Here is a 13,428-nt window from a genome sequence, read left to right as displayed (position 1 = left end):
GGCAGCCTCCGCCCAGGCGGCGGCCCTGCCCGGGGCAGGCATCAGACATATTTTTTTTGCATCTCCTGCATCCAAACGGCGTTTTCGTGGGTAGTACCTCCGGCAGCGCAAATTGCTGCTGTCCTATCAACCCATAGACCAGAGAGAAACGCCATGACCATCCACACGTCCCCCATCTCCCGCCTGCTGCCCCTCGCGGGTGCCATTGCCGCCGCCGTGCTGCTGAGCGCCTGCGGCTCGATGATGTCGTCGCCTTCCAAATCCATGTACTCGCAGGACAGCCTGCCCGACAGCATCAAGGTTCCGGCAGGCAACAAGGTGGCGATGGAAACCGTGGGCGTGGGCGAGATCACCTACGAATGCCGCGACAAGGCCAACATGCCGGGCCAGACCGAATGGGTGTTCGTGGGCCCCAAGGCCGTGCTGAATGACCGCAGCGGCAAACAAGTGGGCACCTACTACGGCCCGCCCGCTACCTGGGAGTCGAACGACGGCTCCAAGCTCACGGCCACCCAGCTGGCCGTGGCACCATCGGGCACGGGCAACCTGCCCTACCAGCTCGTCAAGGCCAACCCCGCCATGGGCACCGGTGCCATGACCGGCGTGACCTTCATCCAGCGCGTGGCCTTGAAGGGCGGCGTGGCACCCGCTGCCGCCTGCACCCCCGCCAACAAGGGCGAGCGCCAGATCGTGAAGTACCAGGCCGACTACATCTTCTGGAAGGCCGCGTAAACCACACACACCCAATCCCCTGCCCAGCGGGGGCTACCGCCAGAAGGCGGTGGGTTTGCGGCTACGATGCGCCCACCATCCAGCCGAGGCCCCGCCGCCTGCACAACGTGCCCCATATTCCTGGCGATTTTGACTACGAAGCCGCTTTGGCCGCCTGCGCAGCAGGCGACCGGCAAGCCATGCACCGCCTTTATGAACAGGAAGGTGCGCGGCTGCTGGGAGTAGCGCTGCGCATCGTGCGCCAGCGGGCTCTTGCCGAGGACATCGTGCACGATGCCTGCGTCAATATCTGGACGCGCGCCGCCAGCTACGACGCGAGCCGGGGCAGCGCACGCGGCTGGATCTACAGCGTGGTGCGCAACCTGGCCCTGAACGCCGTGCGCGACGGCGGCCGCCACGTGGATGTGGACGACACCACCACCCAAGCCCTGGAGGCCGACATGTCTGTGCAGGCCCACCACGAGGTCGAGGAAACCTTTGAACTCAACGCCAGCCTGGGCCGCCTTCAGCATTGCCTGGAGGCCCTGGACCCGGCGCGCCGCAACTGCGTGCTGCACGCCTATGTGGACGGCTGCTCGCACAGCGAAATCGCCGAACGTCTGGGCGCCCCGCTGGGCACCGTGAAGGCGTGGATACGGCGCAGCCTGGTATCGCTGCGGGAGTGCATGGCATGACCGATGTGCGCAACACACCGCCTACCCCCTCGCCGGACGACCTGCATGTGCTGGCGGGTGAGTACGTGCTGGGCACCCTGGCCGTAGCAGAGCGCCAGGCCGTGCAGCAACGCCTGCCCGGTGACCGAGCACTGCAGCAGGCGGTGGCCGAATGGGAAGCCCGCCTGCTGCCGCTGACCCAGCTGGCCGAGCCCATCGCGCCGCCCGCCGCCTTGTGGGCGCGCATCGATCAATCGCTGCAAGCAGCCAGCGCACAGCAGGCCGCGCCCCCCGTTACCACGCCACCCCGCGCCAACACCCAGCGCAAGCCGTCCGTCCGCTGGTGGGACCACCTGGGCCTGTGGCGGGCCCTTGCAGGGTCAGGCTTTGCGATGGCGGCGGTGCTCGCGGCGGTGCTGGTCACGCGCACCGCACCCGTGGCCGCGCCGCCGCAGTTCATGGTGGTGCTGGTCGCGCCGCAGGACAAGGCCCCAGGCTGGGTGGTGCAGGCCAGCTCGCCGCGGCAGATCAGCCTGATTCCTCTGGGCGTGGCCGAAGTGCCCGCCGACAAGGCCCTGGAGTTCTGGACCAAGGCCGATGGCTGGAGCGGCCCCGTGTCGCTGGGCCTGGTGCAGCCCGGTCAGCCGCTGCAGATCCCGCTGGACAAGCTGCCGCCGCTGCAGCCCAACCAGTTGTTCGAGCTGACGCTGGAACCGCCAACAGGCTCGCCGATTGGCAAACCCACGGGTCCCATCCAGTTCATCGGCCGCGCCGTCAAGGTGCTGTGACGAACACGGCCTGGGCCCGATTTCAGTACTGCTTGTAGGGCAGGAACTTGCCCGACAGGACCACATTCACGCGGTCGCCGTTGGGATTGGCTTCGCGCTGGATGTCCATGCTGAAGTCGATGGCGCTCATGATGCCGTCGCCAAACTCTTCGTGGATCAGTTCCTTGATGGTGGTGCCGTACACGCTCACCACCTCGTACCAGCGGTAGATCAGCGGGTCCGTGGGCACGGGCGTGGGCAGCGAGCCCTTGTAAGGCACCACTTGCAGCCACTTCTGCTCCTCGGCCGTGAGGCCGAAGATCTTGCCGACGATCTTGGCCTGCTCGGGGGTGGCGGTCATCTGGCCCAGGCACAGGGCCGTGGTCCATTCCTTGGACTGGCCGACCTTCTTGGCAATGGCCTCCCATTGCAGGCCCTTGGCGACCTTGGTGCTGATGATCTTTTCGGTAACGTCGTTGCGGTTCATGGTGATGGCTCCTTCGGTTGGATGGGTTTTGGAACGGGGAACAAAAACTTCAGGGTGCAGCCCCCCCTGCCACCCACAAGGGGCAACACGAAAGGGCTTGGTTGCTCAGGAATTCAGTGGGCTTTGGCGCGCGTCACCAGGAAGTCCACGATGTGGTTGCGCAGCGCGTAGTAGCCGTCCAGGTGGTGCAGGCTGGTGCGCGTGCGCTCGCGCGGTAGCGGGTTCACCACCACCTCGGCGATGCCACCGGGGCGATAGCCCTCGGGCGTCTCGTTGCCGTTGCTCATCAGCAGAATGCGGTCGGCCAGCAAAATGGCTTCGTCCACATCGTGCGTGATCATGAACACCGTCTGCTGCGTCTGGCGCACGATGGTCATCAGTTCGTCTTGGATGGTGCCGCGTGTGAGCGCATCGAGTGCGCCAAAAGGTTCGTCCAACAGCAGCATCTTGGGCTGGATGGAGAACGCGCGCGCAATGCCCACGCGCTGCTTCATGCCGCCCGAGAGTTGCGAAGGCTTCTTGTCGATGGCAGGGCTCAGGCCTACCAGCGCCACGAACTTCTCCACATGCACATCGACCTGGCTCCTCTTCCAGTCCGGCCAGCGCGACTTCACGGCGAACGCAATGTTCTGGCGCACCGTGAGCCAGGGCATGAGCGCATGGCTCTGGAACACCACGCCCCGGTCCAGGCTGGGGCCGGCCACTTCGCGCCCGTCCATGATGACGGTGCCCGAGGTGGCGGTGTCCAGCCCCGCCAGCACATTCAGGATGGTGGTCTTGCCGCAGCCCGAGTGGCCGATGATGCAGACGAACTCGCCCTTGTCGAGCGTGAACGACACGTCGGCAAACACGGGTTTGGCGGGTACAAAGGCTTTGCTCAGCCGGTCGATCTGGAGGAAGCCTTGGGTCACGGCAGAGGCCTTTCGTTGCGGTGCGTCAGTGGCAAGAGGGGCTGGAACAGCCGGGCGCTGGGCAACATCACTCCACATAGGTCACCACCTTCTGCAGCTGGCCAAACGCCAGGTCGAGCAACATGCCCACCACGCCGATCACCAGGATGGCAAAGATCACGTTGGTGAGCGACAGGTTGTTCCACTCGTTCCACACGAAGTAGCCAATCCCCGTGCCGCCCACCAGCATCTCGGCGGCCACAATCACCAGCCACGCGATGCCCATGCTGATGCGCATGCCCGTGAGGATGGTGGGCGCTGCGGCAGGCAGGATCACCAGGAAGGCCTTGCGCAGCGGGTTCACCTCCAGCGTGGCCGACACGTTGAGCCAGTCGCGCTTGACCGAGGCCACACCAAACGCCGTGTTCACCAGCATGGGCCACACCGAGCAGATGAAGATCACAAAGATGCCCGAGATGGATGAGTCCTTGATGGTGTAGAGCGCGAGCGGCATCCACGCCAGCGGGCTGATGGGCTTGAGCACCTGAATGAACGGGTCGAACGCACGGCGCAGCAGCGGCGACATGCCGATGACGAAACCGAGCGGTATCGCCACCAGGCAGGCCAGGCCGAACCCTAGCGCGACCCGGCCCAGCGAATGCGCGAGCTGGATGGCGATGCCCTTGTCGTTGGGGCCGTTGTCATAGAACGGGTTGGACACGTGCCCCCACACGGTACGGCCCATCTCTGCCAGTGTGGGAAAGCCGCTGCCCTTGGCGCTGGCGCCCGGGTCCTTGCCCATCATCTTGGCGTACTCGATCTGCTCGGCCGTCATGCCCGCCGTGCCGCCGCTAGCGCCCGAGGACGACGTGGCCACGTACCAGATGCCCAGCAGCGTGAGGAAGATGAGCACGGACAACAGGCCCGCGCGCAAGTTGAGGTTGTTAGCGGCAGTCATGTCATGCCGCCTTGCGGATAGGGAAGCTCTTGGCGTACTCGGCCGCCTTCGCCGCATCGAACTCGCGCCCCATGATCTTGAACTTGGGGTACGCGCCGTCGGGTACCTTCTGGTCCAGCGCCTTCATCTGCTTTTTCGCATCCGTGATGAGGAACACCTTTTCGGCAATCTGCTTGTAGTCCACATCGCCCTTGATGTAGCCCCAGCGCTGCATCTGCGTGAGCATCCACACGGCCATGCTTTGCCAGGGCATGGGGTCGAAGTCTGCACGGTCGGGCACGTTCTGGATCTTGCCCAGCCCATCGGCGAACTTGCCGGTGAGCACCTGGTTGATCACGGCCTCGGGCTGGTTCAGGTAGGCCTGGGGCGCAATCACCTTGGCGATCAGCTCGCGGTTCTTGGGGTCGCGCGCCATGGCGGCCGAGGTAAGCACAGCGCGGTAAAGCGCAGCAAAGGTGTTGGGATTCTTCTGGATGAACTCGGTGCTGGTGCCAAAGGCGCAGCAGGGGTGGCCGTTCCACAGGTCCTTAGTGAGCAGGTGGATGAACCCGACTTCCTCGAACACGGCGCGCTGGTTGAACGGATCGGGGCCAAGGAAGCCGTCGATATTGCCCGCGCGCAGGTTGGCCACCATCTCGGCCGGTGGCACCACGCGCAGCTGCACATCGGTGTCGGGGTTCAGGCCCGCCTCGGCCAAGTAGTAGCGCAGCAGGAAGTTGTGCATGCTGTACTCGAAGGGTATTGCGAACTTGAAGCCCTTCCAGTTCTTCGGGTCGCGGTTGTCCTTGTGCTTGAGGGCGAGCGTGATGGCCTGGCCGTTCACGTTCTGGATGGTGGCCACATTCATGGGTGTGGCGTTGGAGCCCAGGCCCATGGAAATCGCGAGCGGCATCGGGCTCAGGAAGTGCGTGGCGTCGTACTCCTTGTTGATCATCTTGTCGCGGATCAGCGCCCAACCTGCAGTCTTGGTCACCTCCACATTCAGGCCCTGCTTGCTGTAGAAGCCCAGCGGGTGGGCCATGATCAGCGGCGTGGCGCAGGTGATCGGGATGAAGCCGATCTTGAGGTTGGTCTTCTCCAGCGCGCCCTGTTTCTCTTGCGCCATGGCTTGCAGGCTGGCCACCGGCAACACGCTGGCAATGGCCGCCATGGCCGTGCCCTTGCCCACCGCCTTGATGAAACGGCGGCGCACTGCATCTTGCGGAAACAGCGCCTTGACCAGCGTGGCCTCGATGAACTCGTTGCTGTACAGCTCAAACTCGCGGGTCTCGCTGCGCTGGCGCAGGGTGGCTGCAGCGGCATCGGCCGAGACCTCGGCATGGTGGTCGGCCACCGTGTGGTCGCGGCCACAGCTGCATTTCAGCATCAACGGGCGGTCGGCATCGTAGGGCGAGAAGAATTCGGACATGGCACACCTCGTAGAAGTTGGTGCCAGGCGTTACGCAAAGCGCGGGCCAGTTTTTGCCTGTGCCGGCCCTCTGTCATGAATTCGTGGGTGTGGTGTCTACAGCGTGTAGGGCCAGCACTACAAATCGGTCGTGCAGCGCACCGAATTCAATCCGCTGGTGTGCCACGCGCCAGCAGCGCCAGCTCCACGTCGTTGCGCGCACCGGTCTTTTCGAGGATGCGGGCGCGGTAGGTGCTCACAGTGTTGGGCGCGAGCTTGAGCTGCGCACCAATTTCGCTCACACTCTGCCCGGCCGTGAGCAGACGGAACACCTGGTGCTCTCGGAATGAGAGCGCGTCTACTCCAGCGGGCGAGCCCTGCTGGGCGGCGCGCACCACCCCGGTGCGCTCCACGGCGCCCGCCAGGGCTTGCGCCGTGGTCTCGGTCAGGTAGCGACCGCCCGCCGCCACCTTGCGCACGGCGGCCACCATGTCGTCGGGGTCGGCGCTTTTGTGCAGGTAGCCCGCCGCGCCCATCTGGATGCAGCGCACCGCGTACTGCCGCTCGGGGTAGGTGCTGAGCATCAGCACCGGCAGCGCAGGCCAGGCCTTGCGCAGCGCCTGCAGCACTTCAAGGCCATCCATGCCCGGCATGGCGATGTCCAGCAGGACCAGGTCCAGCCCGGGTGCTCCCGTGCGCCCCTGCAGCGCCGTAACCTGCTCCAGCACCTCGCTGCCCTGGGTGGCCTCGGCCACCACGGTGATCTCGGGCGTGCCGTTGGCGGGGTCGCCCAGCACCTGCTTGAGCCCCTCCCGCACGATGCGGTGGTCATCCCCGATCAACACGCGAACCACGGAATTCATGACAGCTCCAGAGGAATCAGCAATTGCAGGCACGAGCCCTGCCCCGGCTCGCTGGTGATGGTCAGCTGGCCTCCCAGCTGCCGCGCCCGTTCGCGCATGCCCATCACCCCATAGGCGGTGGGCGCCTCCAGGGCCTGGCGGGTGGCGCCTACGCCGTTGTCACGCACGCACAGTTGCAGCACATCGTCCTGCACGTCAATCGCAATGTCGATGGCGCTGGCCTGCGCGTGGCGGCCCACATTGCTCAACATCTCCTGGAAGATGCGGAACACGGCGATGGCGGCGGGCTCGGGCAGGTGCAGGGTGCCGGGCACGTCCATGTGCCACGCCAGCTCCAGCTCGGCCGACTGCACAAACTCCTGCGCCTGCCACTCCAGCGCCGCCCACAGGCCCTGGTGGTCCAGGATGCTGGGGCGCAGGTCGGTGATGATGCGGCCCACGTTGTCCACGGCGTTTTCGATCAGGCGGCTCATGTTCTGGCATTTGCACCGCATCTGCGTGCGCATGTCGCCCGCCGCCTCGGGCGTGCGCTCGCCCTGCTCGCCCAGGCGCTTGTGCAGCCAGTTCACATCCATCTTCAGCGCCACCAGCAGGCTGCCCAGCTCATCGTGCACCTCGCGGGCGATGCGGGTGCGTTCGTCCTCACGCACCTGCTCTGAGTAGGCTGACAGCTCGCGCAGCTGCGCCAGCGCCTGCGAAAGCTCCTGGGTGCGCGCGGCCACGCGGCGCTCCAATTCGTCATTGGCGCGGGCCAGATCGTCGTGCGCGCGCTGCAGCTCGTCGGCAGCGCGCTTGCGGCTGGTGATGTCCACAAACGCAATGACGGCGCCGTGCACCTGCTCGCCCTCGAGGATGGGGTGGCTGGAATACTCCACGGCAAACGCCGAGCCGTCCTGGCGCCAGAACACCTCGGTGTCCACCCGGCAGGGCAGGCCCTGACGGAAGGCGTTGAAGATGGGGCAGTCGCTGTCGGCGTAGGGGCTGCCGTCAGGGTGGCTGTGGTGAGTGAGCGCGTGCATGTTGCGACCCATCACCTCCTCGGCGGCAAAGCCCAGCATCTGTGCGCCCGCCCGGTTGATGAACACGCAGTTGCCGGCCAGGTCGATGCCGAACACGCCCTCGCCCGTGGACTCCAGCAGCAGACCGAGGCGGTTCTGCCAGAGGGCGCTGGCACCGGCAGGCAGGTTCAGGACATGGGTGGACATGGCAGCACCCAAGCAATGGACGTGCCCAGCTGGTGGGACGCCGTCCCGACAGGCGGGCCAGGGGCTGTGCGTCCGCCCGCCAACATCGCACAATAAGCGGATGCAAACCGTTACCCCGTCCTCCGTGGCCTCTGTGGCCCCGCCTCCGCCGTCGGTGTGGCGCCGGCCCAGCCTGTCCGTGCGCTGGTGGCCCGTGTTCATGCGCAACCTGCTGGTCTGGCGCAAGCTGGCCATCCCCAGCCTGGTGGGCAACATTGCCGAACCGCTGATGTGGCTGGTGGCCTTTGGCTACGGCATGGGGGCATTGGTGGGCCAGGTGAATGTGGGCGGCGCGGCGGGCGACGCCAAGGTGCCCTACATCCTTTTCCTGGCCAGTGGCTCGATCTGCATGAGCGCCATGAACGCGGCCAGCTTCGAGGCGCTGTACTCGGCCTTCTCGCGCATGCATGTGCAAAAGACCTGGGACGGCATCATGAACGCGCCGGTGAGCCTGGACGACGTGGTGCTGGCCGAAATGCTGTGGGCGGCGTTCAAGGCGCTGTTCACCGTCACCGCCATCCTGGGCGTGATGCTGGCCCTGGGAATCAGCCACAGCCCTAAGCTGCTGGTGGTCTGGCCGGTGCTGCTGTTCGTGGGCATCATGTTCTCCAGCATCGCGCTCATCTTCAATGCGCTGGCCAAGGGGTATGACTTTTTTACCTACTACTTCACGCTGGTGCTCACACCCATGATGTTTCTCTCGGGCGTGTTCTTCCCGCGCGAACAGTTGCCGCCCATCGTGCGCGCCATCTCCGACTGGCTGCCGCTGACCAACGCAGTCGAGCTGGTGCGCCCGCTGTTCATGGACCAGTGGCCCGCCCACCCCCTGCGCCATGGCCTGGTGCTGTTGGTGACCACGGTGGTGGCCTTCTGGGTGGCCCTCGCCCTTACACGCAAGCGCTTCAAGGCATGACCACCTTGCTGCTCGGCCCCAGCCATATCGCCATGGTGGCCAAGGGCGTGTCGGCCATCGTGGCGTCACGCGATGCGGCCCTGCGCCCCAGCATCATGCGGGCCGTGGGCAGCCACATCAGCGGCGATGGGCAGGAGGTCACGGTGTACCTGCGGCGCAGCCAGTCCGAGCAGTTGCTGCAGGACATTGCGCACACCGGCGAGATTACCGTGGTCTTCAGCGTGCCATCCACCCACCAGACGCTGCAGCTCAAGGCCCGCCGGGCCACGCAGCGCCCGGCCCATGACGGCGATCTGCCCGTGTTGCAGGCCTACCTGCAGTCCATGGTGCAGGAGGTGGGCCAGGTCGGCTACGGCCCGCAGTATGTAGCGGCCATGCTGGCAGCGCCGCTGCAGGACGTGGTGGCCGTGAGCTTCACGCCCACCAGCGCGTTCGACCAGACGCCGGGCCCGCGCGCTGGCGCGCAGTTGTGTTCGCCACCCACATCACCCTCACCACCTACGCCGCAGCCATGAGCACCGCAGCGCCGTCCCTGCACAGCATCCGCCCCTGCCTGGAGGGTGCGATTCCCGCCATCATGGCCACCTGCGACCCCGACGGCACGCCCAACGTGGCCTACATCTCGCAGGTGGTCTATGTGGATGCGGCGCATGTGGCACTGTCGTTCCAGTTCTTCAACAAGACCCGCCAGAACATCCTGCGCAACCCGCGCGCGTCGGTGTTGGTGCTGGACCCAGTCACCGCCCACTTCTACCGCCTGCACCTGCTGTACGAACGCACCGAGGACAGTGGCCCGGTGTTCGAGAGCATGCGCGCGCAGCTGGCGGGCATTGCGTCGCATGCGGGCATGGCCGAGGTGTTTGAACTCAAAGGGGCCGACATCTACGCTGTGGAGCGCATCGAATCGGTGGCGGGCGAAGGCCTGCCGGCACCGGCGCCGCGTTCCGGTTTGCTGCACACGCTGCGTCTGTGCAGCGAGAGCATCGCGCGCTGCTCGGGGCTGGACGAGTTGCTGCAAGGCGCGCTGCAGGGCCTGCAGGACAAGCTGGGCATCCAGCACGCCATGGTGCTGATGCTGGACGCCAGCGCCCAGCAGCTCTACACGGTGGCCAGCTGCGGCTATGCCACATCGGGCGTGGGTTCCGAAATCCGGCTGGGCCAGGGAGTGATCGGCATGGCTGCGCGCGAGCGCACGCCGGTGCGCATCAGCCACATGACGCACGCCGCCCTGTACAGCCACGCCATCCGCGAAAGCATGGACGCGCATGCCACACCCGATGCACCCTCGTTGCGCGGCCTGGACATCCCCTACCCCGGCCTGCCCGAGCCGCACAGCCAGGTGGCGGTTCCGCTGCTGTCGGCCGGGCGCCTGCTGGGTGTGCTGTTCGCCGAGAGCCCCGAGGACATGCGCTTTGGCTTCGAGGATGAAGACCTGCTGGTGGCCATTGCGGGCCAGCTGGCCGCCGCCATCGACCTGCTGCAGGCCGCGCCCGATGCGCCCGAGCCGCTGCCTGCTCCGACGGCGGCACCGCCGGTGAGCGGCAGCGCGCTGCGGGTACGCCACTTTGCGGCCAACGACAGCGTGTTCATCAACGACGACTATTTGATCAAGGGCGTGGCGGGCGCCATTGTCTGGAAGCTGCTGCGCGACCACCAACACACCGGGCGCGTGGACTTCACCAACCGCGAACTGCGGCTGGACCCCGCCCTGCGCCTGCCCGATGTGGCCGACAACCTGGAGGCCCGCCTGCTGTTGCTGCAGCGCCGCCTGCAGGAGAACTGCCCGCACATCCACATCGAAAAAACAGGGCGCGGGCGCTTTCGGCTGTGCGTACTGCGCCCCGTGGTGCTGGAAGACGCTTGACGCCTTCACGCCACTGATTTCTCAAAGTCAGTGCACCAGACCCGGCACCACCGGCAGGCCCAGGCTGCGCATCAGCTTGGTCCACTCGGGCTGCGTGAGGTGCGGCTGCACCTGCGCCAGCACTGCGGCCAGCACGGGGGCAGGCGCATGCTGCTGCATGTCCGACAGCATGGCCGTGCGCTCGGCCGGCGACATGTAGGGCACCATCCAACGGGCCACCACCATCATTTCGTGCGGAGGGATCGAGGCCACCAGCGCATCGTGCACGCCCGCCAGTTCGGCATCGGTGTAGCACTGCCAGAGCACGCGGTTGTGGGCTGTCTCCTCTTCGTGCATGTGCTCGAAGTTGTGCGCCACAAACAGTGCCAGCTGCCGGTACAGGGCCAGGGTGGCCGCCGGACGTGCGGGCTTGGCGCAGGCCATCAGGTGGTTCACCCCGTCGGCCAGGGCCGTGATGGCCTGTTCGTGCTCCAGATGTTCGCCCGCAATGTTCTGGCTGGAGCCGGGCTGGCGCGCCTCCATGGCAGCGTGCACAAACTGGTTCTCGTGGTGCAGGTGCGCGCGGCACAGGTCCAGCAGCTGCATCACGCGGTCGCAGGTCTGGGCAAACTCCAGGTCGTCGTCCACATCCATGCGCCCCAGGCCCAGCAGCGTGTCGGCCATGAAGGCGCGCAGCGCCTTGTGGATGCTGGCGTACATGTCCATGCGGGGGGCGGCGGGTTGGGCTTGGGTCAGTGCGGCAATTTCGCGAGCATCAATCTTCATCACGTTCTTTCATGGCCTCGTTGGGCTCTTTCAGCACCTTTTTTGGGGCGCCGGGCCGGGTGCACCATGCACCCGCTTCCATGCCAAGAAGTCTAGAAATTTGCCGCGTTTTTGCCTGTTAAAAACTCCTTAAACAGACCCTTTGAAAACCTTAAAAATCGCGTTCAGACCGCCAAACGTGAGCCAAACGTGAAATCGTTCACGGCGCGGCGCGCAGCAGGTCCACCGCTTTTTCCGCAATCATCACCGTGGGCGCATTGGTGTTGCCGCTCACGATGCGCGGCATGATGGACGCGTCCACCACGCGCAGGCCCGCGAGGCCATGCACGCGCAGTTCGGCATCCACCACATCCATGGGTCCAGGCCCCATGCGGCACGTGCCCACGGGGTGGTAGATGGTGTCGGCGTACTGGCGGATGAACTGCTCTATCTCCGCGTCGGTGCGCGCACTGGCCGAAGCCGCCAGCTCCTTGGCGCCGAACTTCGCGAGCGCCGGTTGCATCAGGATCTCGCGCGTACGCTTGAAGCCACGCACCATGCGCGCCATGTCGTCGGGGTCCGCCAGGAAGTTCGGGTCCACCAGTGGCAAGGCCATGGGGTCGCGGCTGGCCAGCGTGACCGCGCCCCGGCTCTTGGGCTGCAGCAGGCACACGTGGGCCGAGTAGCCGTGGCCGAACACCGTCTTGCGTCCGTGATCCACCAGCTTGCCGATCACAAAGTGCAGCTGCAGATCGGGCGCAGCCTCTGACGGGTCGCTCTTGATGAAGCCGCCCGCCTCGGCAAAGTTGGTGGTCAACATGCCGGTGCGGTGCTTGCGCCATTCGATGATGCCGCGCAGCGTCTGCGCCATGCCCGACAGCGAGAGGCCGAACAGGTCCTTGAGCTCAGGGGCGTCCAGCACCTGCACCACGTCGGGGTGGTCATGCAGGTGCTGGCCCACGCCGGGCAGGTCGTGCAGCACCGGGATGCCGTGTTGCTGCAAATGCGCGGCAGGCCCCACGCCCGACAGCATCAGCAGCTGCGGCGACAGCAGCGCGCCCGCACTCAGCAGCACTTCGCGCCCGGCGCGGACCTGCTTGATCGCGCCACCCTGGCGATATTCCACACCCACGGCGCGTGTGCCGTCGAACAGGATGCGCGTGGCATGCGCACCGGTGATGACCTGCAGGTTGGGCCGCGCCAGGTGCGGCGTGAGGTAGCCCTTGGCTGCGCTGTGGCGCTCGCCGTTCTTGTGCGTGACCTGGTACAGGCCCACGCCTTCCTGCGTGGCGCCGTTGAAGTCGGTGTTGTGCGGGTGCCCGGCCTGCACCCCTGCGTCGGTGAAATACTGGCTGAACCGGTTGGGTGCACGCAGGTCCGCCACGTTGAAGGGGCCGCCCTGGGCGTGCCAGGCATTGGCACCGCGCTCGTTGTTCTCGGCGCGCAGGAAGTAGGGCTTCACATCCTCCCAGCCCCAGCCCGGGTTGCCCTGCGCGGCCCAGTGGTCGTAGTCGGCATGCTGGCCCCGGATGTAGACCATGGCGTTGATGGAGCTGGAGCCCCCCAGCACCTTGCCGCGTGGCTGATAGCCGCGCCGGTTGTTCAGCGCCGCCTGCGGCGTGGTGTTGAAGCCCCAGCCGTTCAGCTCGAACTTGGCCATCACGGCCAGCCCGGCCGGGCAGTGGATGAGCACGCTGTTGTCGGCAGGCCCCGCCTCCAGCAGGCACACGCGCACGGCGGGGTTCTCAGTCAGGCGCCCGGCCAGCACAGAGCCTGCCGAGCCGCCGCCGATCACGATGTAGTCGAACATGTTGTGGTGTCTCCTCCGCCATGCTGCGCAGCGGCTTGTTGGTTCAGGTTTGACGCACGATAACCGAACGGTCGTGCGATTCGCCTTACCATTCCGTCCATCCGTTTCACTTTGAA

Annotated in this window: 14 protein-coding genes; 6 read left to right on the top strand and 8 right to left on the bottom strand. The window is 66.0% G+C overall.

What is annotated here, in order from left to right:
- Nucleotides 1-153: 153 nt before the first annotated feature.
- The 3 genes from ACOYR4_RS02905 to ACOYR4_RS02895 all read left to right on the top strand — a co-directional run bounded on the left by ACOYR4_RS02905 (nt 154) and on the right by ACOYR4_RS02895 (nt 2,173).
- Nucleotides 154-732, top strand: coding sequence for a DUF3455 domain-containing protein (locus ACOYR4_RS02905; protein ID WP_422848571.1), 579 nt, complete (start codon nt 154-156; stop codon nt 730-732).
- Between the two features lie 107 nt (nt 733-839).
- Nucleotides 840-1,406 carry a sigma-70 family RNA polymerase sigma factor gene (locus ACOYR4_RS02900; protein WP_422848570.1) on the top strand — a complete coding sequence of 189 codons (567 nt, stop codon included), beginning with the start codon at nt 840-842 and terminating at the stop codon, nt 1,404-1,406.
- The gene (locus ACOYR4_RS02895; RefSeq protein ID WP_422848569.1) at nt 1,403-2,173 is read left to right on the top strand and encodes an anti-sigma factor; all 771 of its coding nucleotides are present in this window, start codon (nt 1,403-1,405) and stop codon (nt 2,171-2,173) included. The genes ACOYR4_RS02900 and ACOYR4_RS02895 overlap by 4 nt, the downstream gene beginning before the upstream one ends.
- A gap of 22 nt (nt 2,174-2,195) precedes the next feature.
- Here the strand turns inward: ACOYR4_RS02895 and cynS are convergent, their stop codons facing one another.
- The 6 genes from cynS to ACOYR4_RS02865 form a co-directional block, all read right to left on the bottom strand.
- Nucleotides 2,196-2,639: a cyanase gene (gene cynS / locus ACOYR4_RS02890; protein WP_008905293.1), complete on the bottom strand. Its 444-nt coding sequence runs from the start codon at nt 2,637-2,639 to the stop codon at nt 2,196-2,198.
- 113 nt (nt 2,640-2,752) lie between these two features.
- Nucleotides 2,753-3,628, bottom strand: coding sequence for an ABC transporter ATP-binding protein (locus tag ACOYR4_RS02885; protein WP_291442142.1), 876 nt, complete (start codon nt 3,626-3,628; stop codon nt 2,753-2,755).
- A complete protein-coding gene (gene ntrB, locus ACOYR4_RS02880) occupies nt 3,618-4,487 on the bottom strand; it encodes a nitrate ABC transporter permease (RefSeq protein WP_343733783.1) in 870 nt (289 codons plus the stop codon). The genes ACOYR4_RS02885 and ntrB overlap by 11 nt, the downstream gene beginning before the upstream one ends.
- 1 nt (nt 4,488) lies before the next feature.
- Nucleotides 4,489-5,895: a CmpA/NrtA family ABC transporter substrate-binding protein gene (locus ACOYR4_RS02875; RefSeq protein WP_056647340.1), complete on the bottom strand. Its 1,407-nt coding sequence runs from the start codon at nt 5,893-5,895 to the stop codon at nt 4,489-4,491.
- A gap of 146 nt (nt 5,896-6,041) precedes the next feature.
- Entirely contained in the window at nt 6,042-6,737 is a 696-nt protein-coding gene (locus tag ACOYR4_RS02870) for a response regulator transcription factor (protein WP_343733782.1), read from the bottom strand.
- Nucleotides 6,734-7,942, bottom strand: coding sequence for a PAS domain-containing sensor histidine kinase (locus tag ACOYR4_RS02865; RefSeq protein WP_343733781.1), 1,209 nt, complete (start codon nt 7,940-7,942; stop codon nt 6,734-6,736). Before ACOYR4_RS02865 ends, ACOYR4_RS02870 begins: the two co-directional genes overlap by 4 nt.
- A gap of 100 nt (nt 7,943-8,042) precedes the next feature.
- Between ACOYR4_RS02865 and ACOYR4_RS02860 the strand changes: the two genes are divergently transcribed.
- From ACOYR4_RS02860 to ACOYR4_RS02850, 3 genes are read left to right on the top strand one after another with little or no spacing between them, the layout of a single operon-like run.
- Nucleotides 8,043-8,894 carry an ABC transporter permease gene (locus ACOYR4_RS02860; RefSeq protein ID WP_422848568.1) on the top strand — a complete coding sequence of 284 codons (852 nt, stop codon included), beginning with the start codon at nt 8,043-8,045 and terminating at the stop codon, nt 8,892-8,894.
- On the top strand, nt 8,891-9,409 hold the full coding sequence (locus ACOYR4_RS02855; RefSeq protein ID WP_422848567.1) for a hypothetical protein: 519 nt from the start codon (nt 8,891-8,893) through the stop codon (nt 9,407-9,409). Before ACOYR4_RS02860 ends, ACOYR4_RS02855 begins: the two co-directional genes overlap by 4 nt.
- Entirely contained in the window at nt 9,406-10,758 is a 1,353-nt protein-coding gene (locus tag ACOYR4_RS02850) for a GAF domain-containing protein (protein WP_422849616.1), read from the top strand. Before ACOYR4_RS02855 ends, ACOYR4_RS02850 begins: the two co-directional genes overlap by 4 nt.
- 27 nt (nt 10,759-10,785) lie before the next feature.
- Here the strand turns inward: ACOYR4_RS02850 and ACOYR4_RS02845 are convergent, their stop codons facing one another.
- Complete coding sequence (locus tag ACOYR4_RS02845) at nt 10,786-11,523, bottom strand: hypothetical protein (RefSeq protein ID WP_291442126.1); 738 nt, start codon at nt 11,521-11,523, stop codon at nt 10,786-10,788.
- Between the two features lie 199 nt (nt 11,524-11,722).
- The gene (locus tag ACOYR4_RS02840; protein ID WP_422848566.1) at nt 11,723-13,312 is read right to left on the bottom strand and encodes a GMC family oxidoreductase; all 1,590 of its coding nucleotides are present in this window, start codon (nt 13,310-13,312) and stop codon (nt 11,723-11,725) included.
- Between the last annotated feature and the right edge of the window lie 116 nt (nt 13,313-13,428).

It is taken from the genome of Acidovorax sp. M14, from assembly GCF_049331375.1.
Lineage (GTDB): Bacteria > Pseudomonadota > Gammaproteobacteria > Burkholderiales > Burkholderiaceae_C > Acidovorax.
Note: the sequence above shows the minus strand (reverse complement) of the source record. Positions and strands in the feature narration are given on the sequence as shown.